This is a genomic window from Anaerosporobacter mobilis DSM 15930 (assembly GCF_900142955.1).
In the GTDB taxonomy this organism is placed as follows: domain Bacteria; phylum Bacillota; class Clostridia; order Lachnospirales; family Lachnospiraceae; genus Anaerosporobacter; species Anaerosporobacter mobilis.
Genome location: NZ_FRCP01000025.1, coordinates 43,715 through 68,439, shown reverse-complemented (window position 1 = coordinate 68,439; position 24,725 = coordinate 43,715). Strand labels below are relative to the sequence as shown.

Genomic DNA, 24,725 nt, shown 5'->3' with positions numbered 1-24,725 from the left:
CATGCTATTAAAAAAGCCAAAAGCTCCCTTAAAAAAAGTATGCCTAAACTTTATATTAAACTAGATATGCATCACGTACTTTTGCATAATATATAAGGTTGTGATTTGTGGCATTGCCTGCTCTAATAAATTCAATAGAGCCAATTTACACTTTACGCGCATGTTAATATATTGATTATATTGCCGAGAAAGTAATTTAACTGTTCATAACGAGTGTCCTTTTCAACATAATACTGTAGTTTATACCAGTAATCAATACCATAGTTTGCAATTGTAATAGCATCTTTATTATCTGTCTTACCTGGTCTAATATTTGTATTAGCATATTTATTCATTACTAAAGGATTAATAAGTGAAACAAAAAGATTATGACTACTTTAATACTGGAAGATGATAGATTCCTGTTGATTCCATTACTACTTTAGTTTCTTCACACAATGAGTTAATAAATAGTGCTAGCTCATTAATTGATTCTTTGGTGTGTTCGATAATAAATGGTTTTTTAATAAAGTTTCCATATGGTGCTAAAATACATACAGTGCTTTTGTCTTTTGAAATATCAATACCTACACTAATCATGTGTATACCTTCCTTTCCCATCTAATCTTATTACTATTCATATTTGCTCGTGACACGAAAGACATTTAATGTTTTCAACCTGCTTAATCGAATATTTATAATAAGTAGATGGCTGACTCTTTGACAAACGGATGTAAAAATCCAGTGTTGGGGACGCCAACCATTAAGGTCTACTTATTATAACAAAAATAAGAGTAAGTATCATAGCAAATGAGACTATGATCTTACTCTTATACTGTACAAACAGTTGGGGTGGGTTTCTTTTGAAACCCGCCCTATTACTGATGTTAGGGCTATTTTTTTGTTAATGGTAATATTAATAGTAAGGGCAACAGGTCAGTTATAAACTTGAATTAGTGAAGACATTCCTCGAAATAAATTTCTAGTTAGGAATGTATTTGACCATAATCTTGTCAATGTCCTGTCCTTTTTTGGTGATATTCATAGTTGCTAGATATAGCATCTTTAATAGGCTATTATCAGATGGAGGTACCGCCTTATTTTTAGTTATCTTATGAAGCTAATGATTAAGATATATTTTTCATAATAGCATTAACATCTATACCAATTTGATGCTAATATCATTATTTTTCAAATACTCCTGCATCAATTCACGCAATACTTGTTTTTGTGGTGATTTATTTATCCTTATTTTTCTATAAAAATAACCTTCAAATTATTTTATATCAATTTAGAGTGTGAATGCTAATATAGAAGTGAGCCAGTTCACTACATTGTGCTAGTCAAAAAGTGATCCACTTTCAACAAATACTCTGTATACTAAATTAAGATCAGTACAAGAGGACGAAAGGGTGATCATTGACGTGGATATTTATTAACAAATTAGAGAAATGACTACAAAGAAATATATGTCACAAAGAGCAGTTGCAAAGGCTTTAGGCATATCTCGCAACACCGTCATAAAGTACTTTTTATATTCACTAGACATAAAAAAACTAATGACAATAGTCAAAAATTTGAGGCTTGGCCCTTGAGATTGTATGTCTAGAGTTTTGCTGGTAGGTAGCTTTTAATTACCTACCAGTTTGCATTTAATAATTAAACTTCTGTGAACATGGAAGTAATGCGCAGATAACCATATACAGTAAATACAATAAATATAGTAATATTTTGTCATGTAAGCTATAATAGAGCATAAGTTATCAATCTAAAATGGTTAAAAATAACATTACCAATAGTAAACCATTGTTATATACAAGGAGATTACATTATGCATAATAATCATATCGAACAGATGAAACAAGGATTTGAAACAGCATGCATTAATCTTGAAGCAAATTCAAATCTAGCATACAAACCTCAGTTTGTCTCAAATAACTATAAAGAGGGAAGAAAAGTACTATCGACTATAGAGAACGAGTTATTACGTTGTGATACGTTCTTTATTAGTGTTGCATTTATAACAATGAGTGGACTCACACCACTTTTGCAGACTTTAAGAGTATTGGAAGAGAAGGGGATACCCGGTAAAATCTTAACAACAGACTATCTGAATTTCACAGAACCAAAAGCACTTGAGAAATTAGCGAGCCTTTCGAATATAGAATTAAAAATGTATGATTCGAGAGAAGCTGGTGAAGGGTTTCATACAAAAGGTTATATCTTTAAAGAAGAGGAAGTATACCGTATTATTGTGGGTAGTTCTAATATGACTATGGGAGCATTAACTAAGAATAAAGAATGGAATACGAAGATTATTTCTACTGAGCAAGGGGAATATGCAAAGCGGATCTTAGAGGAATTTAATGAGTTATGGAATTCGAGATCAGCAAGGGATTTTGAAGAGTTTATAGAAGGATATAAGATAAACTATGAAGAAATAAGGAAACAAAAAGCAATTGCGAAGCAGGCAGAGATTACATCTCTTGAACAATATAAATTACAACCCAATAAGATGCAGGTTGCATTTATCGCAAACTTACGTAAGTTATACACAGAAGATAAGGATAGAGCGCTTCTGATATCAGCTACAGGTACTGGAAAAACTTATGCATCTGCATTTGCACTTCGTGATAAAAATCCTAAAAAAGCTTTGTTTCTTGTACATAGAGAACAGATTGCAAAGCAGGCCATTAAAAGTTATAGAAATGTATTTGGCAATGGAAAGACATTCGGTTTACTTTCAGGAACTTCAAAGGATTATGAAGCAGAATTTCTATTCTCGACAATGCAGATGATGGCAAAACAGGAAACGTTAGACCGGTTTTCAAGAGACAAATTTGATACTATTATTATTGACGAAGTACATAGAGCAGGATCTGAGAGTTATAAGAGAATCATGGAATATTTTACACCTAATTTTTGGCTTGGTATGACAGCTAGTCCAGATCGTACTGATGGTTTTGATATATATGAATTGTTTGATCATAATATTGCGTATGAAATACGTTTGCAGCAGGCATTAGAAGAAAATCTATTATGCCCATTTCATTATTTCGGCGTTACCGATTTAGAGATAGATGGAGAAGTATTAGATGATTCTACAGGGGTACGGAATTTTACTAATTTGATTTGTGAGGAACGAGTAAACTATATTATTGAAAAGATGAACTACTACGGATATTGTGGTGAACGAGTAAAAGGATTAGTGTTTTGCAGTAGGAAAGAGGAAGCGAGAGAACTCTCGAATAAGTTTAACATACATGGTTATCGTACCGATTTCTTATGCGGAGATGATTCGCAGGAGCGAAGAGAAGAGTGTATTGATCGACTGACTAACGATGATAAAGAAGATCAGCTAGACTATATATTTACTGTTGATATCTTTAATGAAGGAGTCGATATACCGGAGATTAATCAGGTTATTATGCTTAGACCAACAGAGAGTCCAACTGTGTTTGTTCAACAGTTAGGACGTGGATTACGTAAAGCAGAGAATAAAGAGTATGTTGTTATATTAGATTTTATCGGTAATTATATGAATAATTTTATGATTCCAATAGCATTGTCAGGCGATCGTACTTATAATAAAGATACGATACGAAGATATGTTATGGAAGGGGCGTGTACCATACCAGGAAGCTCTACGATACATTTTGATGAGATATCGAAGAAGAGAATATTTCAGTCAATAGATAATGTAACCACGACGAAGAAATTATTACTAGATAAATATATGATTCTAAAGAATCGCATAGGACGTGTACCATCAATATTAGATTTTTATGAATTTGGTGAAATTGATCCAATGCTATTTATTAATTATGCTAAGACTTATGACCGCTTTGTGAGAATGGTGGATAAAGAGTACACAATATCTTTTAATTCTGATGAAGAAGCAATACTTGAATTTGTGTCATCGTTGTTACTAAGTGGGAAGCGTCCTCATGAATTATTGATGTTAAGGATGCTTACGAATGGTTTAGAGATTAATAGAGATTCTTTCAATAGGGAATTAGAGAGTATTGGAGGAACATATAAGGAGGAAGATTACGAATCTGCATTACTTGTTCTTAATAAGGATTTTATTAATACGCAGTCTGAAAAAAACAAGTATCAAAACATTGAATTCTTGGATAGACAAGGTATAGAAAATAATAAGCAAACCCGAATAATACGTGCAGTTACCTTCTATAGCAAATTAAGTCAAATGAATTTCAAAACGGAACTAGATAATCTTATTGAGTATAGTCTTAGAAAGTACGAGGATCAATATATGGACCACGATGAAGACAATTTGGTTTTGTATCAGAAGTATTCAAGAAAAGATGTGTGTAGAATATTGAATTGGGAAAAGGACGACAGTTCTACTATATATGGATATCGAATTAAATATAATACATGCCCTATATTCGTTACGTATGAAAAGAAAGAGGATATTGCTAGTAGTACGAAATACGAGGATCAATTTATTAATAATCGTATCTTCAGCTGGATGACTAGAAGTAAGGTTTCTGAAAAAAATACTGAGGCTAGGGAATTGATCTATAGTAAGCAGAATGGTCTTAAGATTTACCTGTTTATTAAGAAGAGTGATGGAGAAGGTTCCGATTTTTATTATATGGGGAAAATGAGCCCGATTGAATGGACAGAAACTACCATTGTAAATGATAAAGGTAACACGTTACCAATTATGAATTTTAAAATGGAACTAGAGCATGAAGTAAGAAACGATATCTATGATTATTTTACACAATAATTAATTATAATTATAAGTAGTGATATATATAATCGTTTGAAATTAATACGAGGTGGCAGATGATGAAAACTATTGAAGTTGTTGCAGCAATAATACGAGATGATGATAAGGTATTGGCAACCCAACGAGGATATGGAGAATTTAAAGACGGCTGGGAGTTCCCGGGAGGCAAGATAGAAGATGGAGAGACACCTAGGCAGGCATTAGTTCGTGAGATTAGAGAAGAACTGGATACAGTTATTGAAGTAGGTGATTTGCTAGAAACTGTGGAATATGATTATCCAAAATTTCATTTAATAATGCACTGTTATCTTTGTACAATCAAATCAGGCGACTTGGTACTTAACGAACATAAAGCAGCAAAATGGTTAACAAAAGATACTCTATATTCTGTAGATTGGTTACCAGCAGATGTAAGCTTGGTTGATAAAATTAGAGAAGCGATTGGATAGTGGTTATTAGATTTTATCAAGCAAGTGTGTCTTATAAGGTGGAGACTTAATTTTAAAGTTCTCCACCTTATTTTACTTAGAAAAAATATTTCTTACGGGTTGAAGTTCTAAATAATTCTGGAAATGAAACAAAAAGGTTTACTTTTTTGTGATACGCAGATGGCCATATTATTAAGTTTACATTATCTTTCCATAATCAAAATCCATCATAATACAAGACTAAGCACCAAATACAATACCATACAAACAATCAGAGTTATCAAAGCACTTCCTAACATCAACACAAATGATTGATATGGCCGTTTACCATATTCCTGATGTTTTTCGATTTCATCCAAGCGTTTTCCTTCTGTGAAAGCCACAATTTCCTTATAAGTCTGAACATCATATTCTTTTTTACATTTCTCAACTTTATTAGCAAAGAACATAGTTACAATGAATAGGATGCCTGTAATTAACAGACCATAATAATTCAAAAACATTGCAAGTGGTACGCATGAGATAATGGTTATCAACAGTAGTGCGGTAAAAATATTACCATAACGATTGAATTTTTGGAGTTCTGCTTCTTTAATTTCTTCTTTCATAATGTCTATATCTCCTTTAATTAATTGATCAAGAGATATGTCAAACAATGAACTGAGTAATAAAAGACTATGAATATCTGGATAGCTTTTGTTATTCTCCCAATTTGAAATAGTCTGTCTAGTTACGTAAACTTTTTCAGCTAATTCTTCTTGAGTTAAATTCATATTAGTGCGGTATTTCTTTATTTGAGTATTTAGTTCCAATGTAGAATGTCTCCTTCTTAATTTGTTGCTCTCTTGATCTGAACCTAGGATATAACATTTATGGAATTACTGCTATCAAATGGCTTTGACATTACCGAAACTGAGCATGTAAAAAGTATTTGACACCAGGGAATTGTACTATTATAAGGTTTTTGAATTCTTTTGTGAGAACAATTGTATTCTACCATGCATTACCTGGAAAAGAAATAAAGACCTTTAGAATACTAATAAGAGGTTCAAAAAAGCCATAAAAACTACTTGCTCTTTTTAAAATCAAATGTTATATATTATAGTTGCTATTATTATAAACAACTACAGAAGTTGATGAGAAGAGGTGTTTTATGACAAACAATGAAACTACAAAGGATACTAAGCTCAAACGGGAACTTGGACTGGGAGCGGCGATAGCCATTATTGTTGGTAATATGATTGGCTCAGGTATTTTTACTTCAGCTCAAAGTTTGGCACAGGTATCTAATCCCATGACAACTATTTTAGCCTGGGTAATCACAGGTGGTGGTTCTGTGTTACTTGCGCTTTCTTTTGCAAGGCTAGGGACTCTTTTTCCTGAAACAGGGGGACCCATTGTATATACAGAAAAAGCTTTTGGAAAATTTACTGCGTATTTGGTAGCTTGGACCTTTTGGATAGGTTCATGGATTGGAAATGCGGCTATTATAACTGCTGTTTTACGATATCTTACGGTATTCTTTCCGAGAATTGGAGAGGATAGCTTACTATCATTTGTAATTGCATCGGCGATATTATGGCTATTTACTTGGATTAATATTAGAGGCGTAAAACAGGCAGGATATTTTAGTATGGTTAGTACCGTATTAAAACTGGGTGTAATTATTGGCTTTGTAATGATTGCTTTTTATGGGTTTAACGGGGAGTATCTTTATACCTATTCATCTCCAGAGGTTCAAGGATTTGGCTCATTGCCAGCGGCGATCTCTGTAACATTGTGGTCCTTTGTAGGATTAGAAGGTGCGTCTGTTTCAGGAGGGGAAATTAAAAATCCTGAGGTTAATATAAAGAGAAGTACGGTGATTGGAACAATCTCTGCCGTGTTAATATATTTAATTATTTCGGTATTATCTATGGGAGGTCTGCCACAGGAAGAACTGGCGCAGTCGCAAGCACCGCTTGTGGGTATCATTAATCATATTACTGGTGCTACATGGGGTGGTAGCTTCATTTCACTAGGGATTATTATCTCTGTACTAGGAACAATTTCTGGTTGGGTACTGATCACTGCCAGACTATCCTTTGCTGCAGGTGAGGATGGACTTTTTCCAGACTTTTTTGCAAAAGTGCATAAAAAATATGCAACGCCATATTCATCACTTATTATTACAGGGATTTTTACGAATCTACTTCTTATCTTAAATTATGTACAAAGTTTGACGGAAGCGTTTAACTTTATGGTTACGCTTGCAACCCTGTCATTCATCCCTGCATATGCGTTCACAACAGCAGCAGAAATAATTTTGACAGCTAAAAGTAATGAATCCTATACTTTTATGAAATTTGTGAAAAAGCACGGATTATCACTGGTTGCTTTCGTTTATTCAATCTATATAATCTATGCGACAGGTGCTGATGTAGCTATGTGGGTATTCCTACTTATGTTTTCTGGAATTCCGTTTTATGTTTATCAAAGATTGAAAAATCAGAAAAGATAAATATGTAGTAGATAAATTAAAGGGGCCTTGTAGTTGATATGATTCCTTTGTAGTCAAAGTTATTAAGTTAAGCAAAAATAGAACGTTTACACCAATAAAACGGTTGGAAACGTTCTATTTCCTGTTTGAGCGGTATTGTTTATGATTAAGATTGCAAAGGCTCTTGAGTTACAGGAGAAGGGCTGTTGCATAAAGATTAAAGGGGAAGAAGATATGTTTACAGGAATAATTGCATAAAAGAAAAATAAATTCTCCTAATAGTAAGAATTGAATTATCAAAGGCTATTTTGCAATAAAATAAAAGTAGATAAAGAGTTCATAATTAACAGCCTCTTTATCTACTTTTATTATATCAAATCTTCCATAAAATTAACAGTCTTGAAATGGAAAGAGGAATTCTGTAATATTATAATTCATAATCGATAAAGTTGTGCGTTTTAATTATGAACTGACAGAATTATTGGCAAAACTAAGAATGAAGTAAGTCATAGTTCCCTGGAGAATGTGTATATGGAGGAAAATTACGTGGATCAAATATTTGAATTTATGTTGGCTGAGCAGCAGAAGAAGGAAATCACAAAAATTATTTCTTGCAATGATAAGACTCGTAAATATGGGCTTGCACTAACAAAAGAAGAAGTTGATCAACTGATGATACGTAAAAAGAATGTTCTTAGAGAAAGCCAAAGGGTAGAGTTTGGCGAGGGAATTTTGCCAGATATAATTAATGCCTTTTGCAATTCCGATTATATTAATCAAGATAATTACATGGATACATTAAGTCAATTGCAAGAGATCTTTTACTTGTATAAGAACGAGTCTCAAGATGAATTAACTGATAGTGAATTGATAGATTTTATGAGAAAGCAGTTTGATGATATCTGTTTTGGTGATTTAGATTACCTGAAAGAGACCTGTCTGGAACGTTTTACAAGGGCTGTACGTGCGGGATACCAATGTCAGATGCAACATAGATTGCGTGATGAGTATACGCTAAGAGATGTAGAAAATGAGTACGAAAAATGGAGTGAAGAAACCAGATGGCAATATGAAGTTTATCGACAGAAATTAGAGGATATGTATTAAAAGTTCTAGTTGGCGTCATAAGTTCACCCCTAATAGATGTAATATACCATATACAGTGCAAAGGCCGCCCATTATCTGGGCGGTTTTTGCAGTCTAAGGCATCGTATTATTAATCCTAAATGTTCTTGGTGTACAATTGTATTTTCGATAAAAAATCTTTGAAAAATAGCTTAGATGATTAAAGCCACAGGCCGTTGCAATTTGTGTAATGGTATAATCCGTGCTCTTTAACAGATTGCATGCAACTTCCAAACGATAGGCATTTAAAAAGTCAATAGGTGACTGCTGTAAGTATTTTCTGAAGATAATACAGCATTTACTTTTACTTACATGGACAGATGAAGCGATATCCTCAAGTGTAAGGGGTTCTCCATAATGCTGATATATATGGGAAACCATTCTCTTTTGAATGACGATATCAGTGTCCGAGGTCTCATTTTTCTGATTAATTTGAGATTGAAACTGGATATAGACAATTTTCCAAATTGCAATAAAGTGTTCCAATACTTCGAATTCATATGCTGGTAAAGCCTGTTCTTTTAGTGAAAATATGTCTAACAAATGTTTGGAAATGGTTTTTCCTTCTAAAGATGCAGAAGCATAATGAATATATTCTAAGGCTGAACACTCGATAAAAGGTTTTACATATCTTTCATAAAGGTGGGCATTAAAGTGAAGAAGGGAGGGGTGAAACAGAATGCAAATGAAAAGGCAATCTTGTTTCTTGTTTGCATATCCAAAGTGCATTTGTGTGGAGTTGACTATAATACAGTCATTTTTCTTAAGTAAAACCTTCTTACCATTAATTTCGTAATTCATTTCACCCTCTATAATGTAGATCCATTCAATGTCTTCGTGCCAATGGCAGAGTGCACGCATATCCGGATAGGAGGATAAACAACCTTTTCGAATATAGATTGGTATCCCTGTTTCGTCATAATGAATTATTTCAGAAGCATCTTGCATCACATCAGTACAAATCATATTTTCTATATCCTTTCTAATGGCAAATCCTTTGATAAAACACGATTGTTACAATAAAGTGCGATAATATTGATATTATCATCTAATTCAAAATACTATAATTATAATACAACTGAGGCAGATAGTACATCAGAATTTATTATATCGGCTTTGTTTTTCCCAGGATTACTGATGCGAATTTTTACAAATGATACAGAATTAATTAAACTTGGTATACCGTATCTGCGCATTGTAAGTGTTTCGTACCTATGTATGGGAATATCACAGATTTATCTGTGTATTATGAAGAATAGTGGAAGGACATTCCGAAGTACAATCTATGGTTCTACAACTGTGGTGATAAATCTTATCTTAAATACAGTGCTCATATTTGGGTTGTTTGGCATGCCAAAGTTGGAAATTAGCGGAGCAGCAATTGCAACTGTGATTGCAAGAATCGTGGAATTATTGCTGGTGCTACTAGAAAATCAGAAGCAAGATGTGGTACGAATTCGCATTAACTATTTGATGCATCGAGAGAAAGAACTTTGGAAAGATTTTTTGCATTATACAACACCTGTACTTGCCTGTGAGTGATGATAGTACCACTTGGGCCAATCGCGGCTTTAGTATTAATACTCCCAGTACTGATGGTGTACTTTTTGCTAAACTTAGATGAGTTAATTAAATTGCCGGCAGTTTATCATCATTACAAAGAACACAATTGGGTAAAGAATTTGACGAAGGAGTGAGATATTATGTTTTATGATTATCATGTGCATACTTATTACAGCGATGACAGTGAGTATCCGATGGAAAACGTTATTATAGATGCAATAGAACTTGGAGTAAAGGAAATCTGTATTACAGATCATGTCGACTACGGTATAAAGATTGATCCGGAAGGAAAGACGGAAGAAGAATTGGCAGATAAAATATTGAATGTTAACTATTCTTCATATGTGAGAGAAATAGCACAATTAAAGGAACGTTTTCAAAATCAGATATGTATCAAACAAGGTTTGGAGTTTGGTGTACAGAGCCGCACAATTCCGGAGTTTGAGGAACTCTATAAACGATATCCCTGGGATTTCATCATTTTGTCATGCCATCAAGTAGAGAATAAAGAATTTTGGAATCAGAATTTTCAGAAGGGAAAAACTCAAAAAGAGTATAATGAACGTTACTATGAAGAGCTTCTTGTGGCGGTAAAAAGGTATAAGAATTATAGTGTGTTAGGACATCCCGATTTAATTTCGCGTTATGATCTGCAAGGAAACTATCCGTTTGAGTTAGTAAGGGATAAAGTAGAGGAGATATTAAGAGTGGTTATCGCTGATGGAAAGGGTATTGAAATTAATACGTCCTCATTCCGTTATGGATTAAAAGATTTAACACCTTCGAGAGATATCTTAAAATTATATCGAGAGTTGGGTGGGGAGATTTTAACCATCGGTTCGGATAGCCATAAACCAGGACAGCTAGTAAGTCATTTTGAAGAGGTGTTACAAGAAGTTAAAGAAATTGGATTTGAAGCAATTTGTACATTCGAAAATATGAAACCAATTTTTCATAAAATCTAGAAGGGTGGTAAATGAAATGACAAATATTGAAAGAAGAGATTTAGGACTTCCTTACATTAGTGACAATGAGGTCTTTGAAGAACAGAAAAAAGCAAGAGTACTGACACAAAAATTGAATACTGTGGATCGTTCAGATTTTGATGTAATTGGAAAGATTGTAAAGGAATTGCTTGGGAAATCAGATGGAGCTTTTATCAACCCTCCTTTTTACTGTGACTATGGAACTCATATTGAAGTGGGAAAGAATTTTTTCGCAAATTATAACTGCACAATTTTGGATGTAGCCAAGGTAACAATCGGTGATAACTGTCAGCTTGCACCGAACGTGGCAATATATACAGCGGGACACCCAACACATCCTGATACAAGAAACAGTGGATATGAGTATGGTATCAGCGTGACTATTGGAGATAACGTTTGGATTGGTGGTAATTCAATCATCTGCCCGGGAGTGCGAATTGGAAGTAATACTGTGATTGGAGCTGGAAGTGTGGTGACAAAGGATATTCCAGACTGGGTAATTGCTGCAGGAAATCCATGTAGGGTAATCCGCGAGATAACGGAAGAGGATAGAAGACTATATTTTAGGGACAAAGAATTTGACGATGAAGCTTGGCAAGATGTAATGGATAGGGAAGAGAGGGATTAGGATATGACAATGCACGAAAGAATTACAAATGGAAAATTATATACAGATATGTGTGAAGGGTTACCGGAAGAACGTTTGCATGGGAAAAAGATGATGAAAGCATTTAATGATACTGCTCCGGATGAAGTAGAATATCGTGCAAAACTCATTTCAGAGATGCTCGATCAAGGAAAAGGATGTTGGATTGAGCCACCGTTTTACTTTTGCTACGGAAAACATATCTCAATTGGTGAGGGATCTTATGTTAATGTGAATTGCAATTTTATTGATGATGGGCAGATTACGATTGGGAAGAAAGTTATGTTTGGACCGGCAGTGACAATTGCAACCGTTGGACATCCAATCAATCCACAGATGAGAGAATATATGTATACCGCACCTGTAACGATTGAGGATAACTGTTGGATTGGTGCAGGCACCACTATTTGTCCCGGAGTTACAATAGGTGAGGATTCTGTAATTGGAGCTGGTAGTGTTGTAGTTCACGATATTCCGGCAAATTCAATTGCAGTGGGAAATCCATGTAGGGTAATCAGGGAGATCAATGAACATGATATGGAGTTTTATTTCAAGGATCGGAGAATTGATGTAAAGGATCTGGAGGAAGAAGCAAAGCTTCGAGAAGTAAAGTAGTATAAGATGGTAACTGAAATATAATATAGCTTGAAGTTTGGAAAATTATAACTTACACTTATAAAAATATTAAATGGCATTGAAAAGAGATAGTAAGCTTACGCTCTCGTTCTTGAACTATTCAAGGAAGGAGAGCGTTTTTTATACCATTTTTAAACTAAAGGAAGAGCCTGAATGAAGAATTATGTTGTGGAAAGCTACGAAAACTATAAGGAAGAGGATAGACTTACAACGAATAATGCAAGAAAAATAGAGTTTATTACTACTACAAGGATTTTTGACGAATTATTTAGGAATCATTCAAAGATACTGGATTGTGCAGCAGGAACGGGAGCATATGCATTTTATCTTGCCGATCAAGGATATGATGTGACTGCCACGGATATGATAAGTATCTTGATGCAGAATTGGCACAGCAAATTATTCAAACTGGTGTATTGAGACAAGATGATGAGAAATGTTTTTGGACAGATACCTATTACTCCACAAAAGATGAAATGGAACGGATATATAAGACGCAAGGAATTGAGATTATAGATCATTTTTCACAGGATGGACTAACCCCATTATTCTCTGATAAAGTGGATAATTGGAATGAGGAGCAATTTAAAATATGGAGTGAATATCATTATAGTGTTTGCAGGGAAGAATCTATACTGGGGGCAAGTAATCATGTGATTATTGTGGGAAAGAAACAATAAGTAACTTTATACTATGTTGTCTCTGCGGAACTTTTGCTATTGTTATTTTGACTAAAATAGCGGTACTACTTCTACGACAAATTTACCAAACTTCATTCCATGCTTTAAGATTTTTCTTACATAAAAAATTTATTAATGTTAAGATATCCAATATAAGAACGACGGCTCACATAAGTAATTTACTGAATAAGAAGGATTGTTTCATTCAAATTTACTGAATGTAGCCATCCTTTTTTGTTTCATAAAATAAAAGAATAGAAGGTCGAACAAATGGATGAGAATAAGAAAAGAGCATTAGAAGCAGCAATCTCTAAGATAGAAAAAGATTTTGGTAAAGGTGCTGTGATGCGTTTGGGAGATCCCAATGCGATTGGAAGTGTAGAAGTAGTTCCTACGGGATCATTAAGTCTTGATATTGCACTTGGACTAGGGGGATTACCAAGGGGAAGAGTAGTGGAGATCTTTGGGCCGGAATCTAGTGGTAAGACAACAGTTTCTCTACATATGGTAGCAGAACTTCAAAAAAGAGGCAGTATAGCGGCATTTATTGATGCAGAACATGCCCTAGATCCTAAGTATGCAAAGAACATAGGGGTGAATATTGATGAGCTATATATTTCGCAACCGGATACGGGAGAGCAGGCTTTGGAAATTGCAGAGATGATGGTACGCTCGGGTGCCATAGATATCTTAGTAATTGATTCGGTAGCAGCCTTGGTACCAAAGGCTGAAATTGATGGAGATATGGGCGATTCTCATATTGGCTTACAAGCAAGGTTGATGTCACAGGCACTTAGAAAGTTGACACCAATTGTAAGTAAGTCAAGGTGTATCGTCATCTTTATTAACCAGCTTCGCGAGAAGATTGGTATTATGTTTGGAAATCCAGAAGTTACAACAGGAGGTCGGGCATTAAAATTTTATTCTTCTGTGCGTCTAGATGTTAGAAGAATTGACCAGATCAAAGTTGGTGGTGAACGTGTAGGTAATAGAACGCGTGTAAAGGTAGTGAAGAATAAAATTGCGCCACCATTTAAGGAGGCAGAATTCGATATTATGTATGGTAGTGGAATATCTAGAGAGGGAGATATTCTTGATTTGGCCGCAGACATCAATATTATTAATAAAAGTGGCTCTTGGTATTCTTATGATGGCGTCAAACTAGCACAAGGGAGAGAAAGTACCAAGGTATATTTGTCAGAGCAACCGGATTTTATGCTTGAAGTAGAAAAAAAGGTAAGAGAACATTATCAGTTACAGCTAGATGGAGATGATGTTATTAGGGGGCAGGTTGCAGAAGAAAATTATGAGGATATACCGGAAGATGTAATGGAGGAATTGGAGCAGTAAGAAACCACTACATAACGGGTAGGTTATCTACTTTGAATATTATTTTAACTCGGCGTAATCTACTTAGGATAGGAACCGCGTCATTCCTAATAGATTTCCCGTGTTTTCTTTTCGGTAATATCCTCGCTTCGCCCGTATCAAGATAATGTATATTCTTAATTACTAATACCATAGGTTTATTCAATATAAAACTTCTCAATAATCTTTTCGGTAATTTCTTTTGCATCGGAACCAGAAAGATTCTCTTTGCTATCATCATCTAGTAATACTGCAAAATAGTAAGTGGAGTCATTTGTCTCAAAAAAACCAGCAAACCACGCAGTTTTAGATGACGCACCAGTACCAGTTTTGCCGTATAAGCTATAATCCTTATGGGTTTCCGTCTGCATGATATCTTTAAGAGTTGCGATGTTATCAAGTGAATACTGGGTTTTATTATTAAAGATACTATTTAGAACATCCACTTGTTCTTTCGGTGATATCTTTAAAGAGGAATCGAGCCAAAAACCATTAAGCTCAGGTAAAGGGTTGCAATCACTACCTTCCCATTCTGATATGTCACGATTACCATATTGTAAGGAATTTAATTCGTTTTGAACTTGGTCATATCCGACTTGGTCAATAACTTTTCTAAAATACCATATACAAGATGACTTAAATGCCTCTTCTAATGTCAAATCTGCATTCCATGCGTCTATAGGATATGTTGTTTCGTCGTATCCGATAGTAGAATCCTTTGAATGTATTATGCCGTTATTTAAGCCAATTAATGTGGATACAATTTTAAAGGTTGAATAAGGGGAAACCTGCTTTTGGCACATGTCTTTATTATAATAGGTATATTGGTTTTTAGCTGGTGAGTATAAGACTGCGCAGCCGTCTATATTTTCAAAGCAATCGGAAAAATCAACAATTTCGTCTTCGATAGATTCATTATTAACTTGCGATGTTATTTCTACTGTTTCTGTTTCTTTATTTTCAGCTTCTTTTGTTTTAGTTTCTTTTGCTTCTACTTCTTTTATTTCTGCATCTTCTTTGATGGAATTTATATTTTCTTCTTTAACAACTTCGCTATTCATGTTATTATTTTGTATTTTTTCTTGAGCACAATCAACTAAACCAATATTCAGTATAATAGCAAATATATAGAAAATTATCTTTTTCATTTATTTCTTCTCCTTGATTTGAATAGGAAATACGTTGGCGGTAATTCCTTATCTTTAACTTTAATTTTATATTTGTTATAATTATCCATAATGCTTTTTCATTGTTACCAAATTAATTATAATTTCATTTGTATCTTAAAAGTTAATTATATCATAAAAATTTCTAAGATAAACCAAATTTTTAACCTTTCGCGGTATTTGGGTACTAATGATTAGGAGGTGAAGCACAATGGTGCAAAAAAACAACAAATGCTGGTGATCAGGCGTATCCACTTATATTAAACGAAGACGAATATTCTGTTATTGGTGATTCGCTCGATATCTCTTATGACAGTCGTTACAAGGACTGTGGTACAATTAAGCGTTCACAGATTGTTGGAAAAGTATTATGTCGATGGATATCTTTAAGTTCATTATTTACAAGAACTTCCGTTGCAACTAGTACAATGCCATTAGATTAGTAGGAGGTAAATTATGAAGGTATATTTCAGTGGTAATTTTGGACGTCATAATAAGAGTGAAAAAGCATTAGAAGAAGTTCATTTAAAGAAGAAATTCACATGGGAAGATACTCATGGGTTATTACCTGCAATATATATCGGTGATAAGGGAATTGTAATTGACGTATGTATAAACCTACCTATAGATAAGATTCGAGAGTTTTTAGAGAATTGGAATCTAGAAAAGAGAGTAACGGAGTTAAGTGATGAAGAGTTTGAACAAATGGACCAAGAAAATCCTTTTAATTTGAATTATAACATGACCGTGATTATAGGTGGAGAAAGATTATTGTTTGATAGTGCCTGTAGAATAGGCTGGCATCCGCTGAAGATTGAGGAAGAGCAAATTTCTGAGGAAGCTAAAGAATTAATGGAGTACTACGAATGTGATCAAAAGAGTGGTTGGTTGTTTGATAGAAGAGTATATCGTTGGATTAACCAGAGGCCAGTGAAAATTGATGCTTTAGAACTTATGTTTCAAATCAATAAAACACCGTATTCTGGGGAGCACTTTATAACAGAGGAGGGGTGTGGTGAGAAGGCATTGGAATTAATTCATCCAGTGACGGGACAAATAGTTAACTTAACTGTATATGGTTGTAAACCTGATGAGATGAAAGGATTTAATATTACACAACAACGAGACTTAGAATTTCCTATGTATTATCATGAACTTTCGTATGGCATAAAACCAGAATTAACATATGAGGATTTTCGAATACAAGATTGCACCAAGAGTGATCAGCCAAGAAAATTACAATTTGAGAGAGAAAAGGGAGAAGAAAAATCTGCAAGTTGTGTTGCGATTATAGGTGGTGCAGATGGACCAACAGCTGTATTCATTGCTGGAAAATATACAGAAGAATCGCGTAAACAAACAACATGTTCTTCGCTACATTTTAATAAGACTACACAAGTGGAGTGGAGACCCATTTTCTATATAAAAGGAAGAGAAGATATGAATTTAATAGTTAGTTTGTCGGGGCGAAATGATTGAGGAATACGTGAAAGATGAATAGCTTTGCTATATTGCAGATGGTAGTGTGCTTAGGTATGAAAGCCAATTTGCTATACAAGAATAAATTTAATTATATTTGACAAAATATAGTCATAATGATAAACTTGTGAAGATTAAAAGAGAATATTGTGATTACAGTAAAAGTATCAGAAATGATTTCATTGGGAAACAGATGAGAATTCTGTGCAGTACCGCTGCTGTGTTGGTTGAGTGTATTCTAAGATGTCACTGGGAAACTGGGAAGACGGAATATGCGCTATAAGAGAGAAAACCTTATTGAAGACCTGAGCCAGAAGACCAGCTTTTATTAGTTTCTAAGCATTGCGGATTACAATGGCGAAGAATCCTTAGGGAAATTAACATGAAAAGTCTATGAGTATCATAGATTATTTTTGGTATGTTAAAAAACTGTTGAAGGAGTTGCCATAGGAGGTAGCTCCTTTTTTGTTTTATAATTTAATGTCTAGCAAGGAGGGCCAGACTCTTTGTCAGTGCAATAATTGGAATCATGATAATACTCAAGTAACAAGATTGAAAGAATCAAAAATTACGAAAGGAGCCATGCGATTATTACTTTCAATCTACCTATTCGTACAGTATAGATTTTATAAATCTTTTTAATATTGTATGAGTAATATCACAAATCAACTAGAAGATGCATGGATGTTAAGATGAAAAAGAGAATAGCAACGCTGTTAGTAGCGGTAATGTGTGTAGTGATATTAGGAGGTTGTAAAGCTTCTAATTCCCCTAAAGAGAAGAATCCGGAAACAACGGATCAAGTTTCGGAAGAAGTTTCGGATGAATCCGTTGTACAGGAGGAGAATACTTCACAGAATGAGAATGATTCGTATTATCCAGTGACAATAACCACTTACAATTATAATCATGAGAAGATAGAGGTAACCTTTGATTCTATGCCAGAGAAAGTTATCTGTGCATATCAGAATAATATTGAGACTATGATGGCTTTAGGACTGGAAGACAAAATCGTCTATGCTTTTGGTATGGATGATGAAATTGCTGATGAATTTGCAGAGGCATTTTCAAAGATACAATATAGTAATGAAAGACCTTCTAAGGAAGATGCTATCGCCATGCAGCCAGATTTAATATTAGGCTGGTATTCATTATTTGCGGATGATCGTTTAGGAGATGTTGATTTCTGGATTGATAGAAACTGTAACACGTATATGTCATTAAACAGTTCTGCCATGGGATCTAGTGAAGAGTTCCCAAGAACTACAGAATATGAATATGAAGATATTATGAACATTGGTATTATCTTTAACTGTGTTGATAAGGCTCAGGCGTTGGTGGATCAGATGAAAGCAGAAGAAACCAAAGCAGCAGAATATGCGCAAACAATTGAAGCACCTTTATCCGTAGCAATATTAGAAGATGAGAGCGGTTCTTACCGTGTATATGGTGCAGACACCTTAGGTGGTGATATTGCGACAAAAGCAGGTGCTGTACTGGCAGTTGGAAGTGAAGATAGTAGTAATATTAGTGCAGAGGATTTAATTGCAGCAGATACTGATGTTATTTTCATGGTTTATTACACTGGCTATATTAACGAAGACGAAGCAATTGCAAGTATAATGGATAATAAAGCGTTTTCTAGTTTGTCAGCTGTGAAAAACAAAAGAGTCTATGCACTTAATCTAACTAGTATCTATTGCAGTGGTATCCGTACCTATGAAGGAATCACGAATATTTCTAGTGCCTTGTACCCTGAATTACAATAATGAAAATGAAACAAATAGATTTAAAAAACGGAGTTTTGAAAGGTAAACCAATTTATGTTTGTATGATTCTCATCCTTTTGTTAGCTCTGGTACTGTCAATATTAACAGCAGTGACCATTGGCTCGGTGGACCTTTCCATAGGAGAGGTTTACCGCGTCATCTGTTATCATATGTTTCGGATTGGCGATGGAAGTTTGTACGGGAGTGGCGTTGTTTCAGACATTGTATGGTATATTAGGCTACCAAGGATTATTCTAGCTATGGCAGTTGGTATGGGACTTGCAGTAGCGGGTGTTGTTATGCAAGCAATCGTTAAGAATCCGTTGGCAGATCCATACGTCTTAGGAATTTCCTCGGGTGCTTCCCTTGGTGCTACCTTCGCAATTATGGTTGGTTTTGGATCTTTATTAGGAGGTAATGCGGTAGGAGTTGGTGCCTTTTTTGGAGCTTTTGTGGTTTCTCTTTTGGTACAAATTGTTGCTAATATTGGAGGACGATCGAATTCTATTAGGTTACTTTTAGCAGGAACGGCTCTAAGTTCTGTCTGTTCTGCATTGACCAATTTTATAGTATATATAGCAGGTGATAAAGCAGGAATCGAAACGGTTACCTTTTGGTTGATGGGCAGTCTTGCTGGAGCGAAATGGGTAAATATCGTAGTGATTTTACCGTGCATGGTAGTAGCAACGCTGTTTTTCATAACACATGCAAGAACGCTGAATATGTTACTATTAGGAGACGAGGTTTCAATTACACTTGGAACTGACTTACATCATTATCGCCATCTATACTTGATTATTTCCGCCTTGATGGTAGGTTTAGCGGTATACTGTGCAGGGATGATCGGCTTTATTGGTCTTCTTATTCCACATATGGTTAGAATGCTGTTTGGAACAGATCACAAGAAAATGATTCCTCTTTGCGCATTAGCTGGAGCTATCTTTCTAATTTGGGCAGATGTAGCGTGCAGAGTCATAATTCCTAAATCAGAACTTCCAATAGGAATCCTTGTATCGGTAATTGGGGCACCATGTTTTATATATCTGCTGATTCGAAAATCCTATGGATTTGGAGGGGGTGCACAGTGATGGAGATCGCTACGAAAGACGTTAAGGTGAACCTTGGAGGAACTCCTATCCTAAAAGGCATTAACACACATATAAAAAACAAGGAATTTGTAGGTATCATTGGACCAAATGGATGTGGAAAAAGTACATTTCTAAAAACAGTCTATCGAGTGTTGAAACCAGATAATGGGTGTATCTATATAAGCAATCAGCCTTTGGAGGAGATGACCTACAAGGAAACTGCCAAGAAGATGGCAGTGGTATCGCAGCATAATTATTATAATTTTGATTTTACTGTAAGAGAAATGGTTCTAATGGGGCGTTCCCCTTATAAAAAGAATATGCAAAGGGACACGAAAGAAGATTATGATATTGTAGATGAATGTCTTGAAAAGGTGGGAATGTCCAGTTATATAAACCGTGTCTTCTCTAGTTTATCAGGAGGAGAACAGCAAAGAATTATTCTGGCACGAGCATTGGCGCAAAAGACTGAGAGTATGATATTAGATGAACCTACCAATCATCTTGATATTAAATACCAGTTACAGATTCTAGATACGGTTAAGGATCTTGGAATTACGGTCATATCTGCATTTCATGATCTGAATATTGCAGCAATGTATTGTGATAAGATCTACGCACTACAAGCCGGAGAAGTTGTCTCCTACGGAACACCACAGGAAGTCATTACAACAGAATTAATACGCAATCTATATGAGGTGGAATCATCAGTAAACAGGAATGAGGATGGAATTCTACATGTAATATTCCATCCCACAAGGTCAAAAGGGGAAAGTAGATGAAAGTAGCAATTTTAAGCTGTCTAAAAGCTAATGACGTGTGCACTGGAATGGGATGTCTTCAGTCGTACCATGATAAAAGAGATGCCTTTTTAATCTATAAGGATGAGGAAACTAGGTTGATGGCATTTATGCATTGCAATGGTTGTGGAACTGATCCTGGGATAGATGAAGGTATGATAGAGAAACTTGATCGTTTACAAGATAATGGAGTAGAAGTTGTGCACATAGGCATATGTACAAAGAACAAGGAGGGGAAGCTTTGTACAACCATTGAAAGAATTGTACAGATGCTAAAGGAACGTGATATTAAGGTGGTATTTGGTACGCATCGTTGAGATTGAATATTTGAAAATAAATCACCCTAGGATGGTATATAACAATGTACAGATTCTCCCATATCTAATAATTAATTAAAATAGTTAGTATTATACACCTCTGAGTGGTTGTCTGTTAGACTGCACTTGGAGGTTTTTTATCATACAATAAAATTGGATTTATCTGGTAACATCAAAAGAAGGAAGATAATCTATTGAATATTTATCATTACAAAAGCAAAAAATAGACTAAAAACAAACAAAGGAGATCGTTTATATGTGTACAGCGTTAAGTATAAAAACTGCGGATAACAAAGTGTTCTTTGGTCGAAACATGGATCTGGCATATAATTTTAATCAACGTGTTTTAATTATGCCACCAAATTATCAGTACCAAGATAAGGTTACTGGAAATGTTGTTATTAATCACAAAGCCATAATTGGTATGGGGACTGTTATTGACAACCATGCAACATTTGCAGAAGCAATGAACAAGGATGGGTTGGCTTGTGCAGGGCTGAATTTTGGGGGATATGCTTACTTCGAAAAAGAAAGTGTTGAGGGGAAATTAAACATTGCCCCTTACGATTTGATTCAGTGGGCGTTATCGAACTATACAACAGTGGCTGAGGTTAAAGAAGCGATAAAAGAAATAGAGTTAGTAGATGCCCCTATAAATAGTGAGACACCAGTGGCAACCCTGCATTGGATGTTGTCCGACAAAAGCGGTGAATCCATTGTTGTCGAGAAGACGGTTGAAGGCATTAAGGTATATGACAACCCGGTCGGGGTAATGACGAATAATCCAACTTTTGATTGGCATCTAACAAACTTGAATGAGTATTTATTTCTTTCCCCCGTGCATCACAAGAAGAGTGTCTGGAGTAACAAAGAATTACATTCTTTAGGTATTGGTAGTGGAACACTTGGAATACCTGGAGATTTTGCATCTGTTTCAAGATTTGTAAGAATTGCTTTCATTAGAGCGAATATCCCTTCTATCAATAGCGACAACGAAGCCGTATCCCAGTTTTTTAATATGCTTGATTATGTTAAGATGGTGAGAGGTGGTGCTATGACAGAAGAAGGAGTGGAGGATTTGACCATATATTCTTCCTGTATGGACTTGGATCATGGTATCTATTTTTACAGAACTTACGATAATAGCAGAATAAATGTAATTGATATAAGAAAAGAAAACGTTGAGACCACAGATATTATTTCTTTTCCATATCTAACAGAGCAGGACTACAATTTTCAAAATTGAAATACACATTATATGATTTAAAAAGATTATACAGAGCTTACCGTTGCAAGATAGATACTCAAAGGAAGAACTTCTTATACCGGAGCTATTAATTGAGAAAAAGGATACGATTGAGATTTACTATGCCCCACACAATGAGTATATTAATCCAAAGGCAAAAGTGTTCATTATTGGAATTACACACGGATTTCCCCATCCGTCGGGAGCCAATGTGAATCGTCTCACACAGTTTAATGAGAATAATTTAGACATGATTAAGTATATAAATGAGTGGAAAATAGAAGCACTAAGATATCGCTAAGAAAAAATAAAAAAAATATTGACAGTAAATAATTACTTTGATAGAATAAAAATGTAAAAAAATAGGGCGAAGATGTTCTGAGAAAGAACATCTTCGCCCTATTTTTTATTATTATATCGGAGGTGTTTTTATGAGTACTACTATGATTATTGACACAATATGGGTATTTCTTGCGGCTATTTTGGTTTTCTTCATGAACCTTGGCTTTGCAGCTGTTGAAGCAGGTTTTGCAAGATCAAAGAACACGGTTAATATCCTGTCAAAAAACTTTATTGTATTTGCAGTTTCATCCCTCGGATTTTTGTTACTTGGCTGGGGTCTAATGTTTGGTGGTGATAATCCTTTCATCGGAACACAACATCTTTTTGTCTTAGGAAATGCAGATCTTTCCTTCTATGATGGCACATTGACATCAAATGTTCCTTTTTGGGGTAAGTTCTTCTTCCAACTAGTTTTCTGTGGCACTGCAGCAACAATTGTATCAGGTGCGGTTGCTGAGCGTGTCAAATATATTTCGTTTATAATCTTTTCGTTTGTGCTTACGCTCTTTATATATCCAGTTGTAGGTCACTGGGTATGGGGAGGCGGTTGGCTTGCTGATCTGGGATTTATGGATTTTGCAGGTGATACAGTTGTTCACTCTGTTGGTGGGTGGGCTGCTCTCGCTGGGGCGTTGATTCTCGGACCTCGTATTGGAAAATACGATAAAAAGGGCAAGGCTAAGGCCATTCCAGGACACAATATGTCACTTGCAGTTATCGGACTGTTTGTACTTTGGCTTGGTTGGTTCGGATTTAATCCTGGATCAACAATGAGTTTCCAGAATCCTTCCGATGTCGTTTACATACTTATGACAACTAACACTGCGGCAATTGCGGCTGTGTTAACCTCAACTGCAACCGCATGGATATTCTTAGGCAAACCAGACCTTGGTATGACAATCAACGGATGTCTTGCAGGTCTAGTAGGAATTACTGGTAGTTGTGCTTATGTAAGTATCGAGATTTCCTTACTAATCGGCGCAGTAGCAGGTATTCTAGTTGTATTTGCAGTATTGTTCTTTGACCGTATTAGGATTGACGATCCGGTTGGTGCAACTTCAGTTCATCTTGGTTGCGGTATTTTTGGTACACTATGTGTAGGTTTGTTCGCAAAAGAGGGTGTTACAAGTCTCTCTACTAAGAATGGTTTACTCTATGGTGGTGGATTCGAATTGCTTGGTGTACAGATAATCGGTATCGTTGCTGTGGGAGCTTTTGTATTCATTGCTTCTGCAATAGTTTGGCTTGTTATTAAGAAGACCATCGGCATTCGTGTAACTCGCGAGGAAGAAATAGCTGGTCTTGATATTGGTGAGCATGGTAATATAGCGTATCCAGACTTCGCTCCAGTTGCTACTGAATCAGAATTACCAAGCAACATCGAAACTATTAAGTTAGATAAAACAGCCCCTTCAGCAGCTACAGCTACAGTTTCAGAGGATATTGCAATCCCTGTTGTGCACAAAGAACATGCTGGTGCAAAACTTACGAAGGTTACGATTATTGCAAATCAAACCAAATTTGCAGAACTTCAAGATGCGCTTGATACGCTTGGTATCACTGGTCTTACAGTTACCAATGTTTTCGGGCATGGTATGCAAAAGGGACACCAAACTTATTTCCGAGGAGCACCTGTGGACACAAGATTGCTTCCGAAAATTAAGATTGACGTAGTAATATGCAAAATCCCAACGAAAACACTCGTTGACACTATCCAAAAGATTCTTTATACAGGTAAGATTGGTGACGGAAAAATCTTTATCTATGATGTTGAGGACGTAATTAAGATTCGTACCAATGAACATGGTTATGATGCACTACAAGATGAAGATTAAATAGTAAAGAGGTCCATGTAGAATAGGCTGT

Annotated in this window: 24 protein-coding genes, 2 pseudogenes and 1 riboswitch; of the genes and pseudogenes, 21 read left to right on the top strand and 5 right to left on the bottom strand. The window is 35.3% G+C overall.

What is annotated here, in order from left to right:
* Positions 1-152: 152 nt before the first annotated feature.
* Together BUB90_RS24510 and BUB90_RS24175 are read right to left on the bottom strand one after the other, a co-directional pair.
* Positions 153-359 (bottom strand): annotated as a pseudogene (locus tag BUB90_RS24510) (IS110 family transposase); the annotation flags it as partial.
* Between the two features lie 13 nt (positions 360-372).
* Positions 373-579: an IS110 family transposase gene (locus tag BUB90_RS24175; RefSeq protein ID WP_073291176.1), complete on the bottom strand. Its 207-nt coding sequence runs from the start codon at positions 577-579 to the stop codon at positions 373-375.
* Between the two features lie 851 nt (positions 580-1,430).
* On the opposite strand from BUB90_RS24175, the gene BUB90_RS24505 reads away from it, so the two are divergent.
* The 3 genes from BUB90_RS24505 to BUB90_RS20990 all read left to right on the top strand — a co-directional run bounded on the left by BUB90_RS24505 (position 1,431) and on the right by BUB90_RS20990 (position 5,190).
* On the top strand, positions 1,431-1,574 hold the full coding sequence (locus BUB90_RS24505; protein ID WP_139241832.1) for a helix-turn-helix domain-containing protein: 144 nt from the start codon (positions 1,431-1,433) through the stop codon (positions 1,572-1,574).
* 236 nt (positions 1,575-1,810) lie between these two features.
* Complete coding sequence (locus tag BUB90_RS20995) at positions 1,811-4,738, top strand: DUF3427 domain-containing protein (protein ID WP_073291174.1); 2,928 nt, start codon at positions 1,811-1,813, stop codon at positions 4,736-4,738.
* A gap of 62 nt (positions 4,739-4,800) precedes the next feature.
* Positions 4,801-5,190 (top strand): (deoxy)nucleoside triphosphate pyrophosphohydrolase, encoded by a 390-nt coding sequence (locus BUB90_RS20990; RefSeq protein WP_073291172.1) that lies wholly within the window; start codon positions 4,801-4,803, stop codon positions 5,188-5,190.
* A 206-nt stretch (positions 5,191-5,396) separates the two neighbouring features.
* Here BUB90_RS20990 and BUB90_RS20985 read toward each other — a convergent pair whose 3' ends face one another.
* Complete coding sequence (locus BUB90_RS20985) at positions 5,397-5,981, bottom strand: helix-turn-helix transcriptional regulator (RefSeq protein ID WP_073291170.1); 585 nt, start codon at positions 5,979-5,981, stop codon at positions 5,397-5,399.
* A gap of 341 nt (positions 5,982-6,322) precedes the next feature.
* On the opposite strand from BUB90_RS20985, the gene BUB90_RS20980 reads away from it, so the two are divergent.
* Both BUB90_RS20980 and BUB90_RS20975 read left to right on the top strand, forming a co-directional pair.
* The gene (locus BUB90_RS20980) at positions 6,323-7,669 is read left to right on the top strand and encodes an amino acid permease (protein ID WP_073291168.1); all 1,347 of its coding nucleotides are present in this window, start codon (positions 6,323-6,325) and stop codon (positions 7,667-7,669) included.
* A gap of 510 nt (positions 7,670-8,179) precedes the next feature.
* Positions 8,180-8,755: a DUF6323 family protein gene (locus BUB90_RS20975; protein ID WP_073291166.1), complete on the top strand. Its 576-nt coding sequence runs from the start codon at positions 8,180-8,182 to the stop codon at positions 8,753-8,755.
* Between the two features lie 93 nt (positions 8,756-8,848).
* Here BUB90_RS20975 and BUB90_RS20970 read toward each other — a convergent pair whose 3' ends face one another.
* Positions 8,849-9,739 (bottom strand): AraC family transcriptional regulator, encoded by an 891-nt coding sequence (locus tag BUB90_RS20970; protein WP_073291164.1) that lies wholly within the window; start codon positions 9,737-9,739, stop codon positions 8,849-8,851.
* Between the two features lie 69 nt (positions 9,740-9,808).
* Between BUB90_RS20970 and BUB90_RS20965 the strand changes: the two genes are divergently transcribed.
* The 7 genes from BUB90_RS20965 (at position 9,809) to recA (ending at position 14,634) form a co-directional block, all read left to right on the top strand.
* On the top strand, positions 9,809-10,315 hold the full coding sequence (locus BUB90_RS20965; protein ID WP_073291163.1) for an MATE family efflux transporter: 507 nt from the start codon (positions 9,809-9,811) through the stop codon (positions 10,313-10,315).
* Between the two features lie 161 nt (positions 10,316-10,476).
* Positions 10,477-11,301, top strand: a complete 825-nt coding sequence (locus BUB90_RS20960) for a histidinol-phosphatase HisJ family protein (RefSeq protein WP_073291162.1) — start codon at positions 10,477-10,479, stop codon at positions 11,299-11,301.
* 16 nt (positions 11,302-11,317) lie between these two features.
* Positions 11,318-11,950 carry a sugar O-acetyltransferase gene (locus BUB90_RS20955; RefSeq protein WP_073291160.1) on the top strand — a complete coding sequence of 211 codons (633 nt, stop codon included), beginning with the start codon at positions 11,318-11,320 and terminating at the stop codon, positions 11,948-11,950.
* A gap of 3 nt (positions 11,951-11,953) precedes the next feature.
* Positions 11,954-12,583, top strand: a complete 630-nt coding sequence (locus tag BUB90_RS20950; protein WP_073291158.1) for a sugar O-acetyltransferase — start codon at positions 11,954-11,956, stop codon at positions 12,581-12,583.
* 174 nt (positions 12,584-12,757) lie between these two features.
* A complete protein-coding gene (locus BUB90_RS20945; RefSeq protein ID WP_073291156.1) occupies positions 12,758-13,024 on the top strand; it encodes a methyltransferase domain-containing protein in 267 nt (88 codons plus the stop codon).
* On the top strand, positions 12,991-13,284 hold the full coding sequence (locus BUB90_RS20940; RefSeq protein ID WP_139241831.1) for a hypothetical protein: 294 nt from the start codon (positions 12,991-12,993) through the stop codon (positions 13,282-13,284). The genes BUB90_RS20945 and BUB90_RS20940 overlap by 34 nt, the downstream gene beginning before the upstream one ends.
* A gap of 270 nt (positions 13,285-13,554) precedes the next feature.
* Positions 13,555-14,634: a recombinase RecA gene (gene recA, locus BUB90_RS20935; RefSeq protein WP_073291152.1), complete on the top strand. Its 1,080-nt coding sequence runs from the start codon at positions 13,555-13,557 to the stop codon at positions 14,632-14,634.
* A gap of 176 nt (positions 14,635-14,810) precedes the next feature.
* On the opposite strand, the gene BUB90_RS20930 is transcribed toward recA, so the two are convergent.
* Complete coding sequence (locus tag BUB90_RS20930) at positions 14,811-15,800, bottom strand: penicillin-binding transpeptidase domain-containing protein (protein WP_084139414.1); 990 nt, start codon at positions 15,798-15,800, stop codon at positions 14,811-14,813.
* A 272-nt stretch (positions 15,801-16,072) separates the two neighbouring features.
* On the opposite strand from BUB90_RS20930, the pseudogene BUB90_RS24500 reads away from it, so the two are divergent.
* From BUB90_RS24500 to BUB90_RS20885, 9 genes and pseudogenes are all read left to right on the top strand, one after another.
* Positions 16,073-16,261 (top strand): annotated as a pseudogene (locus tag BUB90_RS24500) (S26 family signal peptidase); the annotation flags it as partial.
* Between the two features lie 13 nt (positions 16,262-16,274).
* Positions 16,275-17,297 carry a hypothetical protein gene (locus BUB90_RS20920; RefSeq protein WP_073291146.1) on the top strand — a complete coding sequence of 341 codons (1,023 nt, stop codon included), beginning with the start codon at positions 16,275-16,277 and terminating at the stop codon, positions 17,295-17,297.
* A 145-nt stretch (positions 17,298-17,442) separates the two neighbouring features.
* Positions 17,443-17,638, top strand: a riboswitch (cobalamin riboswitch).
* A 351-nt stretch (positions 17,639-17,989) separates the two neighbouring features.
* Complete coding sequence (locus BUB90_RS20915) at positions 17,990-19,066, top strand: ABC transporter substrate-binding protein (protein ID WP_170865553.1); 1,077 nt, start codon at positions 17,990-17,992, stop codon at positions 19,064-19,066.
* Complete coding sequence (locus BUB90_RS20910) at positions 19,066-20,154, top strand: FecCD family ABC transporter permease (protein WP_242952585.1); 1,089 nt, start codon at positions 19,066-19,068, stop codon at positions 20,152-20,154. Before BUB90_RS20915 ends, BUB90_RS20910 begins: the two co-directional genes overlap by 1 nt.
* Positions 20,154-20,936, top strand: coding sequence for an ABC transporter ATP-binding protein (locus BUB90_RS20905; RefSeq protein ID WP_073291142.1), 783 nt, complete (start codon positions 20,154-20,156; stop codon positions 20,934-20,936). Before BUB90_RS20910 ends, BUB90_RS20905 begins: the two co-directional genes overlap by 1 nt.
* On the top strand, positions 20,933-21,271 hold the full coding sequence (locus BUB90_RS20900) for a CGGC domain-containing protein (protein WP_073291140.1): 339 nt from the start codon (positions 20,933-20,935) through the stop codon (positions 21,269-21,271). Before BUB90_RS20905 ends, BUB90_RS20900 begins: the two co-directional genes overlap by 4 nt.
* 256 nt (positions 21,272-21,527) lie before the next feature.
* Positions 21,528-22,517: a choloylglycine hydrolase gene (bsh, locus tag BUB90_RS20895; protein WP_073291137.1), complete on the top strand. Its 990-nt coding sequence runs from the start codon at positions 21,528-21,530 to the stop codon at positions 22,515-22,517.
* Between the two features lie 43 nt (positions 22,518-22,560).
* Positions 22,561-22,818, top strand: coding sequence for a hypothetical protein (locus BUB90_RS20890; protein ID WP_073291135.1), 258 nt, complete (start codon positions 22,561-22,563; stop codon positions 22,816-22,818).
* A 130-nt stretch (positions 22,819-22,948) separates the two neighbouring features.
* Complete coding sequence (locus BUB90_RS20885) at positions 22,949-24,694, top strand: ammonium transporter (RefSeq protein WP_073291134.1); 1,746 nt, start codon at positions 22,949-22,951, stop codon at positions 24,692-24,694.
* Positions 24,695-24,725: the final 31 nt, after the last annotated feature.